Here is a 15,594-nt window from a genome sequence, read left to right as displayed (position 1 = left end):
ATGACAAGTAAATCATTAGGTAGGCCAACAAATGATAAATTAATATTGTCAAAAGATGACATTCTAAAAGGAGCGCTTAAAATTCTTGATGAACAAGGAGAAACTGGGCTTTCGTTTAGAAAATTAGCGAGTGTATTTGGAGTTACTGCTATGGCTTTAAAACATCATGTAGGTTCACGTCAAGATATTATAAAAAGCCTTGTCGAAATTGTTTATAAGAACGTAAATAATATTCCTAAAACTAAAGATTCTAAAGATGTAATTAGAAAACTATTAGGAAGCTATTGCGAATGTGTTTTTAAACACCCTAATGTATCAAGATTACTATTAGGAGACCACTCATTAATTAATCAGGAGTTAATTAGTCTTACAAATTCTATTAGAGAACATGCCATTTTGTTAGTTAATGATGAAACTGAAGGTATTCTGTTTGCAGATGTGATTGTTGATTACACACATGGTTTTGCATTAGCTGCTGCCTCTCAAAATGAAAAAACAGATATAGGAGTATTAACTATCCATGATTTTTATAAAGGTATTGATTGGATACTTGGAAGAATATAACACAACAAAATGAAGCATATAAAGATAAAAGGTGCGAGGCAAAATAATTTAAAGAATATCAATGTTGAAATCCCAAGAAATCAAATAGTAGTTTTTACAGGATTATCAGGATCCGGAAAATCTTCTTTAGTATTTGAAACTATAACTGCTGAAGCTCAAAGACAGCTATATGATACTTTTAGCACGTTTGCAAGAAGTCGTTTGCCAAAATACGACCAAGCGGACTACGATTCAATTGAAAACCTTTCTCCAGTAATTCTATTAGAACAGAAACGAATTGTAGGTAATTCACGTTCAAATGTTGGAACATTATCTGAAATTTCTGCATTTTTAAGATTGTTATTCTCAAGAATTGGTTTTCCAACAGTTGGTATGTCAAATCATTTTTCTCCAAATTCACCAGAAGGGATGTGTCACAAATGTGGAGGAGCAGGTTCGATAAATGATTTAGATATTAACGGAATCATTGATTGGAACAAATCATTAAAGCAAGGAGCAATTCTCTTCCCAGATTTTAAAGTCAATTCTTTAGCTTGGAAATTGATAGTCAACTCTGGCTTTTTTGATATTGATAAACCATTAAAAGCGTATACTGCCAAAGAAAAGGAAACCTTGTTTTATGCAGATGGTCTAAAGTTTAAATTAAGTGAAGGAGAACAAGGATTTGATGCTAACTTTAATGGTATAGTTACAAAAATAAATAGAGGTTTTTTAAAGAAAGATTTCAATAGTCTTTCTAAATCAAGACAAAAAATTATAACACATTTTGTAAAAACTACAATCTGTACAGATTGTCATGGAGCACGATTAAAGAAAGAAGCTTTAGAGTGTAGAATTAATGATAAAAACATCTATGAATTAGGGACTTTGCAACTTACAGAATTACATAGTTTTTTAAAGTCTATTAAAAGTCAAGAAGCAGAAACAGTTTTAGAACAACTTATAAAACGAACAGACAACCTTATAAGAATTGGTGTTGGATATTTAAATCTCTCAAGAGCAACTGGAACATTGTCAGGTGGTGAGGCACAGCGTATTCAATTAGCAAAGCAGTTAGGGAATAGTTTAACTGAAATGTTATACGTTTTAGACGAACCAAGTGTTGGTTTGCACCCAAGAGATGTAGATTTAGTTGCAGATTTGTTAAAAGCGTTACGTAGCCAAGGAAATACAATTTTAATGGTTGAACATGACCCAGATTTAATAAAAATTGCCGACTACATTGTCGATATGGGACCACACGCAGGTAGTAGAGGAGGAGAAGTCGTATTTCAAGGAAATTTTGATGAATTATTAAAAGCAAAAACACTAACTGGTAAATATATAAATCAAAAAATCCCAGTAAAAAAGAACTTTAGAAATTGGTCTAATTTTTTTGAGATTAAGAATGCCACAGCTAATAATTTAAAGAATATAAATGTTAAGATTCCTAAAGGTGTATTTGTTTGTGTCACTGGTGTTGCAGGTTCTGGTAAGAGTTCATTAATTCATAAGGAGTTTTTAAAAGCACACCCAGATGCAATAGTTATCGACCAATCTCCTGTAGGTAAATCTATTCGATCAAATCCAGCAACATATACAGGAGTATTCGATCAAATTCGTGATTTATTCGAAAAAGAAAATCCAACAACCATGGCTTCATTGTATAGTTTTAATGCAGATGGAGCATGTGAAAATTGTAAAGGTTTAGGATATATTTTAATGGATTTAGCATTTATGGATCCAATAAAAACTAATTGTGAAAAGTGTAACGGAAATCGCTATAAGCGTGACGTTTTATATCACAAATTGAATACAAAAACAATTGTAGATGTTTTAGAATTAACAGTAAATCAAGCAATCGATTTTTTTAACGACAGGAAAATTCTAAAAAAACTAAATGTCCTTCAAGAAGTAGGATTGGGTTATTTGCAATTAGGGCAACCATTATCAACTTTATCTGGTGGTGAATGTCAACGTGTAAAATTGGCAAGTGAGCTGCATAAAGAAGGAAACATTTATATTCTTGATGAACCAACAACAGGTTTGCATTTATCTGATATCACCAAGATTATTGAACTATTAGAAAAATTAGTGAATAAGGGAAATTCGGTAATTGTTATTGAGCATAGTTTAGATATTATGAATAATGCAGATTGGATTATAGATATTGGTCCTGAAGGCGGTAAAAATGGAGGAGAATTGATTTTTGAAGGAACACCAATAGAACTTCAGATGAAAAGCGAAAGTTATACTTCGAAATTTTTAAATCTTTATAATAGTTCGAATTTGCCGACCTCATAAAACTTTGGCTAAAACAATAGGTGAGTGGAGCGACCATATTTTAGGGGTTTAGTTACTATTATTCTTAGTATTTCTATACACCAAAACAAGTTCTTTACAGTCTTGGTTTGTTACAATGTTTCCTAAAATATAGCGTAGCTAACCGTTAATTGTTTCCAAAGTTTTGTGCAGTCTTGATTTTTTTGTTTCTTTTTTTATCAAGAAAAAAAGATAAAAATTAAACAATTAGAACTTCAAAATATTGAATTCTACTTTACATAATATTAAAAGTTACTATTAAAAAAAGTTCAATTGAAAGACTAAACGAGCAAGTGTATAGAAATTTTAAGGCGTGGATAATGCGGTTGGAAAATTTTATACTGTTGCGTGAAGCTTACTAAATGTTTATGAGATTTTTTTACAACGAGAACTTCAATGCAATTTCTGAATTTAATTAGAAGCTAAAAGGTTTTGCTTTTTTTGGCGTTGGCAAGCGTTGGATAATTGTGTTTAAAAATAAAAGCTTTTTAGCTTTAAGTTTTAAAAAGCAATCGAGCATTTGCAAGAGGCAATTTTACATAACGGCTAATTATAGATACAAATGTTTTAACAACTCTGCGAAGCAAACCGCTTATCAGTTTAATGACCCAAGTTCTACAGTTTATTAGAGAGTACAGAACTTTCTGGGATATTTTACATAATAGAGAATTATAGCTATCAAATAAACCTACAAGTTAAATAGCCGTAATTTCTTTTAACATAATTGTTGACGATATAGACCTAAAGGCACTATATCTACAATTATGTGTAAATAGCCTGAAATACGACTATACAGAAATTACTCTATATTTGTACTATAATTAATATTATGTTAAATAGAAGTTTTAACAAGAACGCTAGTTATAGAATTTTATTGTAAAATAAATCAATGAATATGCAGAAATATTTTTTGAGGGTAATCTTAACTTTCACTGTTTAAGTAATATAGCCGCGCGGAACTATTTAACTATTTAAAACTTAAACATTATGAAAAAAATCAAAAGATTAATTATACCTCTTTTCATTGTTTTATCAATATTAGTGGTTAGTTCGTGTAGTAAAGACGAAATTGTTTTATCTCCAACTGATGCTGTCGGAAATTCAGGAGATTCTGGCTCTGGAAATTCAAATTCTGGGGACTCCTCTAACTCAGGAAACCAAGAACAAGGAAGTGAAGGAGAAATAACGTTATACAAAGTTGAAGGTGATAACATTTCTAAAATTAAAGACTATAAAGTTTCTGGACAAGATTTAGAATATCAAAAAGATGTTGCTAAGCACAATCAAATTTGGGATTTGGTAAAAAAGATTGTCCCTTTAAATCAAAGATCTAAAATGGGCGAATTCCTTATATACAATGGTGATATAACAGGAAGTGCTGGTTTTGTAGTTGAAATTAAGCAAGATTTATCTAGCTGGAAAATGGGAATTGCAATTAATTATGCCTTCGAAGGAAGCTTTAATGCTAATGGAGAATTAGCGTATACAATTATTCATGAATTTGGTCATGTATTAACGCTAGATAATACTCAATTAGACTCTTCTATTAGTTCTGGAGATTGTAAAAATTATTATCCTGGCGAAGGTTGCGCTAAAGAGAATTCTTATATAAATGAATTGCATAGTAAGCATTGGAAAGACATTTGGTCTGAATATGAAGAAGCTAAAAAAGATCAGAGTTCACAGCAAAAATTTTATGATAAGTATAAGGACAGATATGTAACACAGTATGCTTCTACAAATCCTGGAGAAGATGTAGCTGAAGTATTTGCCACATTTGTAACTAAAAAAGAAAAACCTGCAGGAAATACAGGTGCTGAGAAGAAAATTTTACTAATGTATAATAGAAGTGAATTAGTAGAGTTTAGAGATCATATTCGTAAAAACTTGCAACTTAGAGGAAAAGGAAATTCAACTTCTTTTGAGTTACCTGAGGCAGGTAAATGGAAACAAGCTAATACGTTTGGAAATCCATTAAAAACTAAATGTAGACATAGACATTAAAAAATAAACGCTGTTGAGAGTGAGTATAGAACCCCTCTACCCTTCAACTTAACTAAAAAGCTCTCGATGGCGTTAATCTAAAAAAGAAATATGAAATATTCATTTATAATATTAGTCACTTTTTTTATAGTAAGCTGCTCTTCTTCAAAGCACTTAAAAGAAGACGCATTACTATATTATGGTAAAACAGCGTGTTTAGGAAAATGCCCTGTGTTTGATATGTACATTTTTGAGGATGGAAAAGTAATGTATGAAGGTCTTAAAAATGTTGATTTAAAAGGTAAACATGAGTTTAAACTAACATCAAAAGAAATTGAAGAAATAAAACAAGAGCTCGAAACAATTGCTTTTTCATCTGAAGAGAAAATTAAAAGAGATGTACCTAATGTAGTTTTAAAAATAAAAGGAAACAAGTTAGTTACTCAGCACAAAGAAAAGATTAAAAATTTAATGATATTGCTTGAAAAAATAAAGTCATAATTTTTGTTTGTTTTAAAAGACCATGTAAAAGTGGTCTTTTTTATGCGAATAACTTTCTAGTCGCAATAAAGGCAGTACATTTGCTGAATGCAAAAACAAAAAGAGCAATCAAAGCTTGAATTTATTGCCTTAATGGCATCTTTAATGTCGTTAGTAGCCTTGTCTATCGATGCGTTATTACCTGCTTTAGAACAAATAGGAATTAGTCTTAGTGTTCAACAAAACTCTAATGATAATCAGCTATTAGTAACCATGATTTTTTTAGGATTAGGGTTTGGTCAATTAATATCTGGCCCTGTTTCTGATAGTTTAGGAAGAAAACCCGTTATCTATGGAGGTTTTTTACTTTTTGTCATCGCTAGTTTTATATGTGTAAGTGCTACTAGTTTAGAAATGATGGTTTTTGGACGTATTTTACAAGGTATCGGACTTTCTGCTCCAAGAACCATAAGTATCGCTATGGTTAGAGATAGTTTTAGTGGTGATTATATGGCGAAAATCATGTCGTTTATTGTTGTTATTTTTATTTTGGTTCCGGTAATAGCACCAGCTTTAGGTAAATTAATGTTAGATGCTTATGGATGGAAATCAATATTTTATAGTCAATTAATTTTTGGAGTTTTAGTAATGTTTTGGTTATGGAAACGTCAGCCGGAAACTTTAAAAGAAGAGAATAAAATAAAACTATCGTTAAATCTTTTTGTTGATGGAACAAAAGAGTTTGTAAAACATAAACAGGCAATAGTTTTTACATTGATTTCTGGTTTTATTACAGGGTCGTTTATGGTGTACTTAAGCGCTTCACAACAAATTTTTCAAGAGCAATATAATCTAGTTGATGAATTTCCATACATATTTGCTGGTTTAGCAATTTCAGTTGGATTTGCTACTTTTTTAAACGGAACACTTGTAATGAAACTAGGAATGCAAAAGTTAGTTTCTATTTTTTTAATTGTATTTACCTTAATTCCTGTTGCTTATATTTTTCTTTTTTATCAGAAAGAAAACCCTAGTATAACAATATTATTAACCTTTTTTGGATTGCAATTTTTTGCCATCGGTTTCCTTTTTGGAAATCTAAGAGCTTTAGCAATGCAACCAGTTGGTCATATTGCTGGAATTGGTGCAGCAATCAATGGATTTGTATCTACAATTATGGCAGTACCCATTGCGACATATATAGGTAAATTTGTTGTAACCACTACTCTACCTCTATTTGTAGGGTTTTTAATTTGTGGTACTTTATCATTAATTTTATTTAATCTAGTTTATTTAAAATCATTTACTAAGTAGTTATGACTGTTGATATTTTATATGAAGATGAGTATATCATCTGTGTATCTAAACCTAACAATGTAGTTGTACATCACGCTCACCATTCTAGAAATGTTGCTGATGAAGAATCGCTATTACAATTGCTCTTTAAAAATTTTGAAAAGAAGTTTTATCCTATTCACCGTTTAGATAGAAAAACTTCAGGGATAATATTGCTAGCAAAAGAAACTAAATATGTTTCTAAATTTCAAGAGTTGTTTACAAATAATGAAATTCAGAAAACTTATTATGGGGTTGTTAGAGGACATTCACCAGAATCGGTAGTTATAGATTCACCTGTTAAAGGTAGAGATGCTAATGTGTATAAAGATGCAGAAACTCATTTTAAAACAATTGATAAAACAATCGTAGATATTCCTGTAAAACCTTATGATACTTCAAGATATAGTTTAGTAGAAATGAAGCCCAAAACTGGGAGATTACATCAGTTACGTATTCATACAAATAAAATTAGCCACCCGCTAATAGGAGATCCTAAATACGGAGATAAAAATCACAATGTAATGTTTATTGATAATTTTGATTGTAAAAACCTTTTTTTACATGCCTATTCTCTTGAATTTAAACATCCGTTTTCAGAAGAAAATCAGTTAATAAAAGCTGAATTTCCTATGGATTGGTCTATTATTTTTGATCGTTTTAAATGGTCTATTTAAGAAAATAAAACTAAAAAAAGTATTGGAAAAAGCATGCCAACTATAGCTAACTTCCACCCTCTTTTAGAAAATCCATTTTTTCCTACTGGAATTAGAATTCCGGTGATTGCTATTAATAACATTGCCAAACCGAAAATATCAGAATACCAAATCCAAAAACTATTTGTTGATTTATGTAAATACATAGAATGACCAATAATTGGTACTTTTCGTTTAAACTCTAAACTACCTTTTCCTGTTTTTAAATCAGCGTCTAAAACTGCATTATCTTTAAAGTAAATTCTAAGTTTTTCATTACGAACTCTATGACCATCGTATTTTACATTAAGACCTTTGGTTTGTTCAATTAAAAACTCTTTTGTAATATTTTTAGCGTCTTCTGGTAGACTCAATTCAACATCTTGGTTTTCATAAGTATAATCCATAGGATACCAATCTTGCCTATGATTTAAAATAATTCCAGAAAAAGAGAAAGCTATAATTAAACCTACATAAAAGTAAGCGAAATCTCTGTGTAAGCTACGGTTTGTGATTTTCATTTAAAATAGTTTATCAGCTTTCAAATATATTAGAATTAATCTAAATAAGTAAAGTTAAGAGTAAATTAAATGCAAAAAAAAGAGCTACATTTCTGTAACTCTTTTCTAAAATCTATAAAAAGATTATATCTCTTTAAAAATAGCGTGCATTAAACGTTTTTTATCGTTAATACTTTCTTCTAAAGAAATCATAGTTTCTGTTCTGTTAACACCATGAATATCATCTATTTGATAAATAATATCTTTTGCATCGTTAGTACTTTTTGCTCTTACTTTACAAAAAATATTATACTTACCAGCAGTAACATAGGCTACGGTAACATTTGGTATTAATCGTAAATTATCTAAAACATGTTGTGTCATAGATGTTTTTTCTAAGAATACACCCACATGAGCAATAAAAGAATATCCCATTTTTTCATAATTCAACGTAAGTGTTGAACCTTGAATAATACCTTCATCTTCCATCTTTTTTACACGTACGTGAATGGTACCAGCTGAAACTAGTAACTTTTTTGCAATGTCTGTAAATGGTGTACGAGCATTCTCGATTAAAATGTCTAAAATTTGATGATCAATTTCATCTAATACGAACTTCTTCATTTTTTTGTTTTCTTCAAGTAGTATTGCTAAAATATATATTTTTTCTAATTATAAGAAGCTTTTGTTGAGAAAAATTTAAAGATTATTGTTTTTTATTGAATTCTTTATGAGCAAGATATGAAGATAAATTGCCTTCTTTTTCTTTAGTTAAAGCCAGTGCAAATTTACCATTTTCTACTTTCTCTGCATACTGATAAGCGACATCTTTTTCATTATTTTTCGAACGATAAATTACATCGTAGAAGTTCTTGATATTGTTTGGAATAGCTAAATAACTTGTATGGTTTTTAAAATTATCAGCTATTGAAATATGATGAATTCCTTGTAATAAAGCATAAAAGTTATACTTTCTTACGATTTCTCTTTCGTAATCATCCGGAAAGTGACCAGCTTCTATTAAGATTGTATTGTGTCCTAATTTTTGGAAATTATCTCCTGTAGCTGTCGGATAAAACTCATCCGTATAACGACCAATATGATTAGGAATTAATTGTTGTAATAAAGAATTCATAGCTACAATTACATTCATTGTCTCTTTTCTTCCTTTTGTAATTTCTCTGGTCTCTTCTTCAGATGGAGCTAAAAAAGATATTGTTGCAGGGTTATTGGTTCCTTCTACCCCAAATATTGTTCGTTGATCATGCAAATTGAAGCAAAAATCGGGATTAAAGCCGTCTAAAATTTTACGTAAAACTTTACTTTCTTTAGCTTTTAAGTCAACTGCATCTCTATTTAAATCAATGTTATTGCTATTAACTCTTGTATAGACCTCTGCCCCATCAGGATTTAATAATGGAACAATAATAAGTTCACAGTTATCTAAAACAGATTTTACAATTTCTGAATCAGGATATAGTTTTATAAAATTTAAAAAGTCAAATACAGCTTTAGTACCTGTACTTTCATTTCCATGCATTTGACTCCAAATAAGTATTCTTCTTTCACCAGAGCCAAATTTTAATTTATAAATATCTCTATCTTCCTCAGATTTACCAGCTATATTAAAATTAATAGATATATGTAAATCATCAAATAAAGGTTTAATATCTTTTAGGGTAATCCACCTACCAGAAATCTTAGTTTCTTTAATTTTTGAGTAATTATCTTCTAAAAAAGTGGTAGTTACTTTTGTCATATTATAAAGAAAACCAATCTGCTACTAATTCCTTTTCAACAGGTTCAACAGAAGTATGTATATAATCGTTTTTAATCATATCATATTTATAATCTTTAGACCATTCTTCTATATTGTTAGCAAGAGTCTTTAAAGAATTACAAATAAATTTTACTTCTTCATTAGTTATTGTAGGGTGAATCGATAAACGAACCCAACCAGGTTTTTCTGTGTTACAACCTTCTAAAATCTGATCTTTAATTTTGTGAGAAGTATCTTGATCTACATTTAGTAAAAAATGACCATAAGTACCAGCACATGAGCAACCTCCACGCGTTTGAATACCAAAACGATCGTTTAATAATTTAACCACTAAATTAAAATGGTATTTTTCAAAATAGAAAGAAAAAATACTCAATCTATCTTTATGATTTGGTGCTAATATTTTAACGCCATCAATATTTTCTAAACAATCAAAAAGTAAGGGATTAATTTCATCTTCACGTTTTTTCATGTTATCAGTTCCCATTTGATCTTTTAACTGAATACACAATGCTATTTTTATCGTTTGTAAAAAAGCTGGTGTACCACCGTCTTCACGAGTTTCTACATCATCAAAATAATCATGACCTCCCCAAGGGTTAGTATAACTAACTGTGCCTCCTCCTGGGTTATCAGGAACCATGTTTTTATATAACTTTTTATTAAAAATTAAAACGCCAGAACTACCAGGACCTCCTAAGAATTTATGAGGAGAAAAGAAAATAGCATCTAGATACTCATCTTCTTTTTCTGGATGCATATCAATATCTACATAAGGTGCAGAACATGCAAAATCAACGAAACAAAGCCCGCCATATTTATGGATTAATGCAGCTACTTTATGGTAATCAGTTTTAATACCTGTTACATTCGATCCAGCAACTATTGAAGCTATTTTTATAGGTCGGTCTTTATATTGTTGAATCGTTTCTTCAAACTTATGTAAACATACTAAACCAGCATCGTTACAAGGAACTACTACTACATCAGCAATCGTTTCGATCCAAGAAGTTTGGTTTGAATGATGCTCCATATGAGATACAAAAACGATTGGCTTTAATTCCTCAGGAACTTCGGTATGATCTTTTAAACTCTCCGTAATTTTTAAACCTAAAATACGTTGAAACTTATTTACAACTCCTGTCATACCAGATCCTTCCGTGATTAAAACATCATCTTTTGATGCATTCACATGGTTCTTAATAATATTTCTAGCTTCATGATATGCTAATGTCATAGCAGCACCTGAAGTAGAAGTTTCGGTATGTGTATTGGCTACAAATGGACCAAATTTATTTAATAAGCTCTCTTCGATAGGTCTATACAATCTACCGCTAGCAGTCCAATCAGAATAAATCATTTTTTGCTCACCATAAGGTGATTTATAAGTCTGGTTGATACCTACAATGTTTTTTCTAAAAGTATCAAAAAACTGTTCTAAATTCATAATCTGATTCGTATTGGGGTTTAAAATTAAGGCTCTTAAATGACCTTTTCTAAAACATTTATAATATTAACTAAATACTATCTTTTGTTTAAATAGAGTATTATTTTATTACTTCTTTTATTTCATCAATAACTCTAACAGCTAATGCATCAGCAGCTTCTTGACTTGTACTTTCTGTATAAATTCTAATAATTGGCTCAGTATTCGATTTACGTAAATGTACCCACTCGTTTTCAAAATCGATTTTAACACCATCAATCGTATTAACATCTTCGTTTTTATACTTATTAGCCATGGTTTCTAAAATCTTATCAACATCAATTTGTGGTGTTAATTGGATTTTATTTTTACTCATAAAATAGCTTGGATAAGAATCTCTTAGTTCTTTACAAGACATTTTTTTATGAGCTAAATGCGATAAGAATAAAGCCACACCAACTAAAGAGTCGCGTCCATAATGAGATTCTGGATAAATAATACCCCCATTACCTTCACCACCAATAACAGTATTAGTATCTTTCATCATTTGTACAACATTAACCTCTCCTACTGCAGAAGCAGTATAGGTTCCGCCATGTTTTTCTGTTACATCGCGTAAAGCTCTTGATGATGATAAGTTAGAAACTGTATTTCCTCCACCTAATCTTCCTAAAACATAATCAGCACAAGCAACTAATGTATATTCTTCTCCAAACATAGAACCGTCTTCAGAAATTAAAGCTAAACGATCAACATCTGGATCAACTACAATACCTAAATCAGCTTTTTTCTTAACGACTAATTCAGAAATATCCGTTAAGTGTTCTTTTAAAGGTTCCGGGTTGTGTGGAAACTCTCCGTTTGGTTCACAATATAACTCAATACATTTTACGCCTAATTCTTTTAACAAAGCAGGAATAAAGATTCCTCCTGTAGAATTAACTCCATCAACAACAACCTTAAACTTTGCTTTTTTAATAGCTTTTACATCTACTAAATCTAGTTTTAAAACTTCTTTAATATGCTTTTTTAAATACTTTTTATTCTTTCTGTACTTACCTAAATCGTCAACTTCAGCAAAAGAAAAATCTTCACTTTCAGCTAGCTTTAAAATTTCTTCACCATCTTCACCATTTAAAAATTCTCCTTTTTCATTTAATAATTTTAAAGCATTCCATTGTTTTGGATTGTGCGAAGCGGTTAAAATTATTCCTCCTTCAGCTTTTTCTAACGGAACAGCAACTTCTACTGTTGGTGTGGTAGATAAACCTAAATCAACTACATCTATACCTAAACCAACTAAAGTATTTGCTACTAAATTACTTATCATTTTACCCGATATACGAGCATCTCTACCTAAAACTACTTTGATTTTTTTAGCATCTGGATTTCTCTTTTTTATAAAAGCTCCGTAAGCAGAAGCGAATTTTACAGCATCAATAGGAGTTAAATTATCACCAGTGTTTCCACCGATTGTACCTCTGATTCCTGATATAGATTTGATAAGTGTCATATTAATTTTTATTTGAACACAAATATAACGGTATTTAAGAAAATATGATAAAACTTAGAAGGCTTTAACTGTAACAAATGTTACAATTAAGTGCATAAAAAAACCGCTACATATGTAGCGGTTTTATAAAGTTTATAATATCAGAGATTTATTTCCCTTCCATTTTCTTCTTTAATTCAGCTAATCCACCGATATCACCTAATGTAGTTTTTTCAGCATCATTGGCTTTTTTAGCAGCAGCTTTGATATTTCTCTTTTCTTCTTCTTTAAAGATAGAAGTATGAGAAACAACAATTCTACGGTACTCTTTACTAAATTCAGTAACGATGAACTGTACAGTATCACCTTTAGCTAATTTAGATCCGTCTTCTTTTTCTAAGAAACGAGTTGGAGCAAATGCTTCGATACCATCAGCAAAAGTTACTGTTGCACCTTTATCATTTTTCTCTTTGATTGTACCTTCGTGAGTTGATCCGATAGCATACGTAGCTTCGTGAGCATCCCAAGGGTTATCTTGAGTTTGCTTATGTCCTAAGTTTAACTTACGGTTTTCAACATCTAATTCTAATACTTGAACTTCTAATTTATCACCAACAGTTACGAAATCTGATGGGTGCTTAATTTTCTTAGTCCAAGATAAATCAGAGATATAAACTAATCCGTCGATACCTTCTTCTAATTCTACGAATACACCGAAGTTAGTATAGTTACGTACAGTACCAGTATGCGTTGAACCTACAGGGTACTTAGTAGTAATATCAGTCCATGGATCTGGGTGTAATTGCTTCATACCTAAAGACATCTTACGCTCTTCGCGGTCTAATGTTAAGATTTGAGCTTCTACTGTATCTCCAACTTTTACGAAGTCTCCTGCAGAACGTAAGTGTGTAGACCAAGACATTTCAGAAACGTGAATTAATCCTTCAACACCTTCTTCAACTTCTACGAATGCACCGTAATCAGCTAAAACAACTACTTTACCGTTTACTTTATCTCCAACTTTTAATTCAGAGTTTAAAGCTTCCCAAGGGTGAGCAGATAATTGTTTTAATCCTAATTGGATTCTAGACTTGTTATCATCAAAGTCTAAGATTACAACGTTTAATTTTTGATCTAATTCAACAACCTCGTTCGGGTGGTTGATACGAGACCAAGATAAATCAGTAATATGTACTAATCCGTCAACACCACCTAAATCAACAAAGACACCATAAGAAGTAATGTTTTTAACAACACCTTCTAATACTTGTCCTTTTTCTAATTGACCGATGATTTCTTTCTTTTGATCTTCTAAATCAGCTTCGATTAACGCTTTATGAGAAACTACTACGTTCTTAAATTCGTGGTTGATTTTAACAACTTTGAACTCCATAGTTTTTTCTACATACTGATCGTAATCTCTAATAGGCTTCACATCAATTTGAGAACCTGGTAAGAAAGCTTCAATACCAAATACATCAACGATCATACCTCCACGAGTTCTACACTTAACAAAACCGTTAACGATTTCACCAGTTTCGTGAGCGTTATTTACTCTATCCCATGCTTTAATTACACGAGCTTTTTTATGAGATAATACTAATTGACCAGAAGAATCTTCTCTTTTGTCAACTAATACTTCTACTGTATCTCCAACAGCTAAGTTAGGGTTGTAACGGAATTCGTTTAAAGAAATAACTCCTTCTGACTTAGAATTGATATCGATAATTGCATCTCTATCAGTAATTCTTGTTACTTTACCTTCGATTACATCACGCTCGTTTACGAAACCTACTGTTCCTTCTAACGCTTGTTCGAATTCTTTTAATTTAGCTTCATCAACTTCATCAATACCTTCTTCGTATTTGTGCCAGTTAAAAGTTGCTAAAAATTCTGCTGGGTTCACTGCCTCAGCAGCTACTGTTTTTGTTTCTTCAGACATCCTGAAAATTACTTTGTATCTTTTTGTTAGTCAGATTTTTAACAATACTAACGCCAAGAGAAATTAAACTTATATAAATATGTTTTACACCTTTTATAAATCTGTTCTTGTAAAAAGGCGTGCAAATTTACGAAGTTTTATTGAGATAACCTACAAAGGTTTAGGTTTTTAAATGGGTGACAAGATAATTTTAATTAAAAAAATTATATTATAACAGAAGCAATTAATAGTATTAGAAATAAAAGAGAAAAAAGAATCATAAGAATCATAAAAAACTTTGATTGAATATTCATGTCTGACCACTTATTCGTATCATTTGTAGATAGTGATTCTAAAGATATTGCTCCTATAATCATAGTACTAAAAAGCAAAGCAAATAAGATTACTGTAAAATATTTAAATAAAAAGATGTTATTAATTGAAGTGATTAAGTCTTCTAATTTTGACGTTTTTTTAATATCTGAATACAAAATAGGAGATTTTATCATGCCTCCTTTTATTTTTCCATTATAATCTAAATTAATTTTTGTGTCTAATGGAATGTAAACTTCAAGAATTACTCTATCTCCTTTATTCAATAAAGAAGGCAGATATTCAATAACTCCATTTTTTTCGTTACTTGAAAAACTTAATTCAGAACCTCTTTGCTTGGCATTTTCACTGCAAGTAACATCCATCAAATAAGGTAATGTATTATTTTTATTTTTTTTTACATTAGGCGTTACTATTAATTCAAACCCCTCTTTTTCAAAATCTAACTTAGTTAAAGGTGTATTTCCAGAGTTCTCAATTATAATTTCCGCTATAGAAATATTTTCAACATTTATAGAATCATAGGATAATGCTATATTATTATTAATTGTAGTCTTTTTTATTAAAACTTTTTCAGTTTGCTTAAAATAAATACTAAGTTCTTTATTTTCATTTTCTATAAGTTTAATGAAAAATGTAACTAAAATCGGGACTATAATTGAAACTATTGCTATCCATGTTTGAATATTATTCTTTTTCTTTACCATTATAATAATATTTTTTTAACTCATTTTAAAAATCAATAAATATATAAATTTTCATTTGTGTAGTATATTAAAGAGCT

The 15,594-nt window shown here is 30.3% G+C and carries 13 protein-coding genes; 6 read left to right on the top strand and 7 right to left on the bottom strand.

The annotated features are described in order from the left end of the window. The 6 genes from H3Z83_RS00890 to H3Z83_RS00865 all read left to right on the top strand — a co-directional run bounded on the left by H3Z83_RS00890 (window position 1) and on the right by H3Z83_RS00865 (window position 7,340). The gene (locus tag H3Z83_RS00890) at window positions 1-564 is read left to right on the top strand and encodes a TetR/AcrR family transcriptional regulator (protein ID WP_182123597.1); all 564 of its coding nucleotides are present in this window, start codon (window positions 1-3) and stop codon (window positions 562-564) included. A gap of 9 nt (window positions 565-573) precedes the next feature. Further along, window positions 574-2,847 carry an ATP-binding cassette domain-containing protein gene (locus tag H3Z83_RS00885; RefSeq protein ID WP_182123596.1) on the top strand — a complete coding sequence of 758 codons (2,274 nt, stop codon included), beginning with the start codon at window positions 574-576 and terminating at the stop codon, window positions 2,845-2,847. Between the two features lie 1,005 nt (window positions 2,848-3,852). Next, the gene (locus H3Z83_RS00880) at window positions 3,853-4,869 is read left to right on the top strand and encodes a hypothetical protein (RefSeq protein ID WP_182123595.1); all 1,017 of its coding nucleotides are present in this window, start codon (window positions 3,853-3,855) and stop codon (window positions 4,867-4,869) included. A gap of 90 nt (window positions 4,870-4,959) precedes the next feature. Beyond that, the gene (locus H3Z83_RS00875) at window positions 4,960-5,349 is read left to right on the top strand and encodes a DUF6438 domain-containing protein (protein WP_182123594.1); all 390 of its coding nucleotides are present in this window, start codon (window positions 4,960-4,962) and stop codon (window positions 5,347-5,349) included. A gap of 87 nt (window positions 5,350-5,436) precedes the next feature. Beyond that, window positions 5,437-6,642: a multidrug effflux MFS transporter gene (locus H3Z83_RS00870; protein WP_182123593.1), complete on the top strand. Its 1,206-nt coding sequence runs from the start codon at window positions 5,437-5,439 to the stop codon at window positions 6,640-6,642. Between the two features lie 2 nt (window positions 6,643-6,644). Then, complete coding sequence (locus H3Z83_RS00865; protein WP_182123592.1) at window positions 6,645-7,340, top strand: pseudouridine synthase; 696 nt, start codon at window positions 6,645-6,647, stop codon at window positions 7,338-7,340. Here H3Z83_RS00865 and H3Z83_RS00860 read toward each other — a convergent pair. The 7 genes from H3Z83_RS00860 to H3Z83_RS00830 all read right to left on the bottom strand — a co-directional run bounded on the left by H3Z83_RS00860 (window position 7,337) and on the right by H3Z83_RS00830 (window position 15,517). Then, the gene (locus tag H3Z83_RS00860) at window positions 7,337-7,879 is read right to left on the bottom strand and encodes a PepSY-associated TM helix domain-containing protein (RefSeq protein ID WP_182123591.1); all 543 of its coding nucleotides are present in this window, start codon (window positions 7,877-7,879) and stop codon (window positions 7,337-7,339) included. The genes H3Z83_RS00865 and H3Z83_RS00860 overlap by 4 nt on opposite strands. A gap of 123 nt (window positions 7,880-8,002) precedes the next feature. Continuing rightward, entirely contained in the window at window positions 8,003-8,482 is a 480-nt protein-coding gene (locus H3Z83_RS00855; RefSeq protein ID WP_182123590.1) for an Lrp/AsnC family transcriptional regulator, read from the bottom strand. 82 nt (window positions 8,483-8,564) lie between these two features. Next, window positions 8,565-9,617, bottom strand: a complete 1,053-nt coding sequence (locus tag H3Z83_RS00850; protein ID WP_182123589.1) for a M14 family zinc carboxypeptidase — start codon at window positions 9,615-9,617, stop codon at window positions 8,565-8,567. A 1-nt stretch (window position 9,618) separates the two neighbouring features. After that, window positions 9,619-11,085: an aminotransferase class V-fold PLP-dependent enzyme gene (locus H3Z83_RS00845; RefSeq protein ID WP_182123588.1), complete on the bottom strand. Its 1,467-nt coding sequence runs from the start codon at window positions 11,083-11,085 to the stop codon at window positions 9,619-9,621. A 100-nt stretch (window positions 11,086-11,185) separates the two neighbouring features. Then, the gene (gene glmM, locus H3Z83_RS00840) at window positions 11,186-12,577 is read right to left on the bottom strand and encodes a phosphoglucosamine mutase (RefSeq protein WP_182123587.1); all 1,392 of its coding nucleotides are present in this window, start codon (window positions 12,575-12,577) and stop codon (window positions 11,186-11,188) included. A gap of 148 nt (window positions 12,578-12,725) precedes the next feature. Further along, entirely contained in the window at window positions 12,726-14,498 is a 1,773-nt protein-coding gene (gene rpsA / locus H3Z83_RS00835) for a 30S ribosomal protein S1 (RefSeq protein WP_182123586.1), read from the bottom strand. A gap of 203 nt (window positions 14,499-14,701) precedes the next feature. Beyond that, window positions 14,702-15,517 carry a hypothetical protein gene (locus H3Z83_RS00830; RefSeq protein ID WP_182123585.1) on the bottom strand — a complete coding sequence of 272 codons (816 nt, stop codon included), beginning with the start codon at window positions 15,515-15,517 and terminating at the stop codon, window positions 14,702-14,704. Between the last annotated feature and the right edge of the window lie 77 nt (window positions 15,518-15,594).

Origin of the sequence: Tenacibaculum pelagium (genome assembly GCF_014062345.1) — a bacterium.
GTDB classification, from domain to species: Bacteria; Bacteroidota; Bacteroidia; order Flavobacteriales; family Flavobacteriaceae; genus Polaribacter; species Polaribacter pelagius.
The sequence above is the reverse complement of the archived record's forward strand: the minus strand, read 5'-3'. Positions and strand labels throughout refer to the sequence as shown.

Bases quoted from the DNA above. Each gene is read 5' to 3' on its own strand.
- H3Z83_RS00830 (WP_182123585.1), bottom strand. From the start codon at position 15,517: ATGGTAAAGAAAAAGAATAATATTCAAACATGGATAGCAATAGTTTCA.
- H3Z83_RS00880 (WP_182123595.1), top strand. From the start codon at position 3,853: ATGAAAAAAATCAAAAGATTAATTATACCTCTTTTCATTGTTTTATCA.
- glmM (WP_182123587.1), bottom strand. From the start codon at position 12,577: ATGACACTTATCAAATCTATATCAGGAATCAGAGGTACAATCGGTGGA.
- H3Z83_RS00855 (WP_182123590.1), bottom strand. From the start codon at position 8,482: ATGAAGAAGTTCGTATTAGATGAAATTGATCATCAAATTTTAGACATT.
- H3Z83_RS00875 (WP_182123594.1), top strand. From the start codon at position 4,960: ATGAAATATTCATTTATAATATTAGTCACTTTTTTTATAGTAAGCTGC.
- H3Z83_RS00850 (WP_182123589.1), bottom strand. From the start codon at position 9,617: ATGACAAAAGTAACTACCACTTTTTTAGAAGATAATTACTCAAAAATT.
- H3Z83_RS00885 (WP_182123596.1), top strand. From the start codon at position 574: ATGAAGCATATAAAGATAAAAGGTGCGAGGCAAAATAATTTAAAGAAT.
- H3Z83_RS00865 (WP_182123592.1), top strand. From the start codon at position 6,645: ATGACTGTTGATATTTTATATGAAGATGAGTATATCATCTGTGTATCT.
- H3Z83_RS00870 (WP_182123593.1), top strand. From the start codon at position 5,437: ATGCAAAAACAAAAAGAGCAATCAAAGCTTGAATTTATTGCCTTAATG.
- H3Z83_RS00860 (WP_182123591.1), bottom strand. From the start codon at position 7,879: ATGAAAATCACAAACCGTAGCTTACACAGAGATTTCGCTTACTTTTAT.
- H3Z83_RS00890 (WP_182123597.1), top strand. From the start codon at position 1: ATGACAAGTAAATCATTAGGTAGGCCAACAAATGATAAATTAATATTG.
- rpsA (WP_182123586.1), bottom strand. From the start codon at position 14,498: ATGTCTGAAGAAACAAAAACAGTAGCTGCTGAGGCAGTGAACCCAGCA.
- H3Z83_RS00845 (WP_182123588.1), bottom strand. From the start codon at position 11,085: ATGAATTTAGAACAGTTTTTTGATACTTTTAGAAAAAACATTGTAGGT.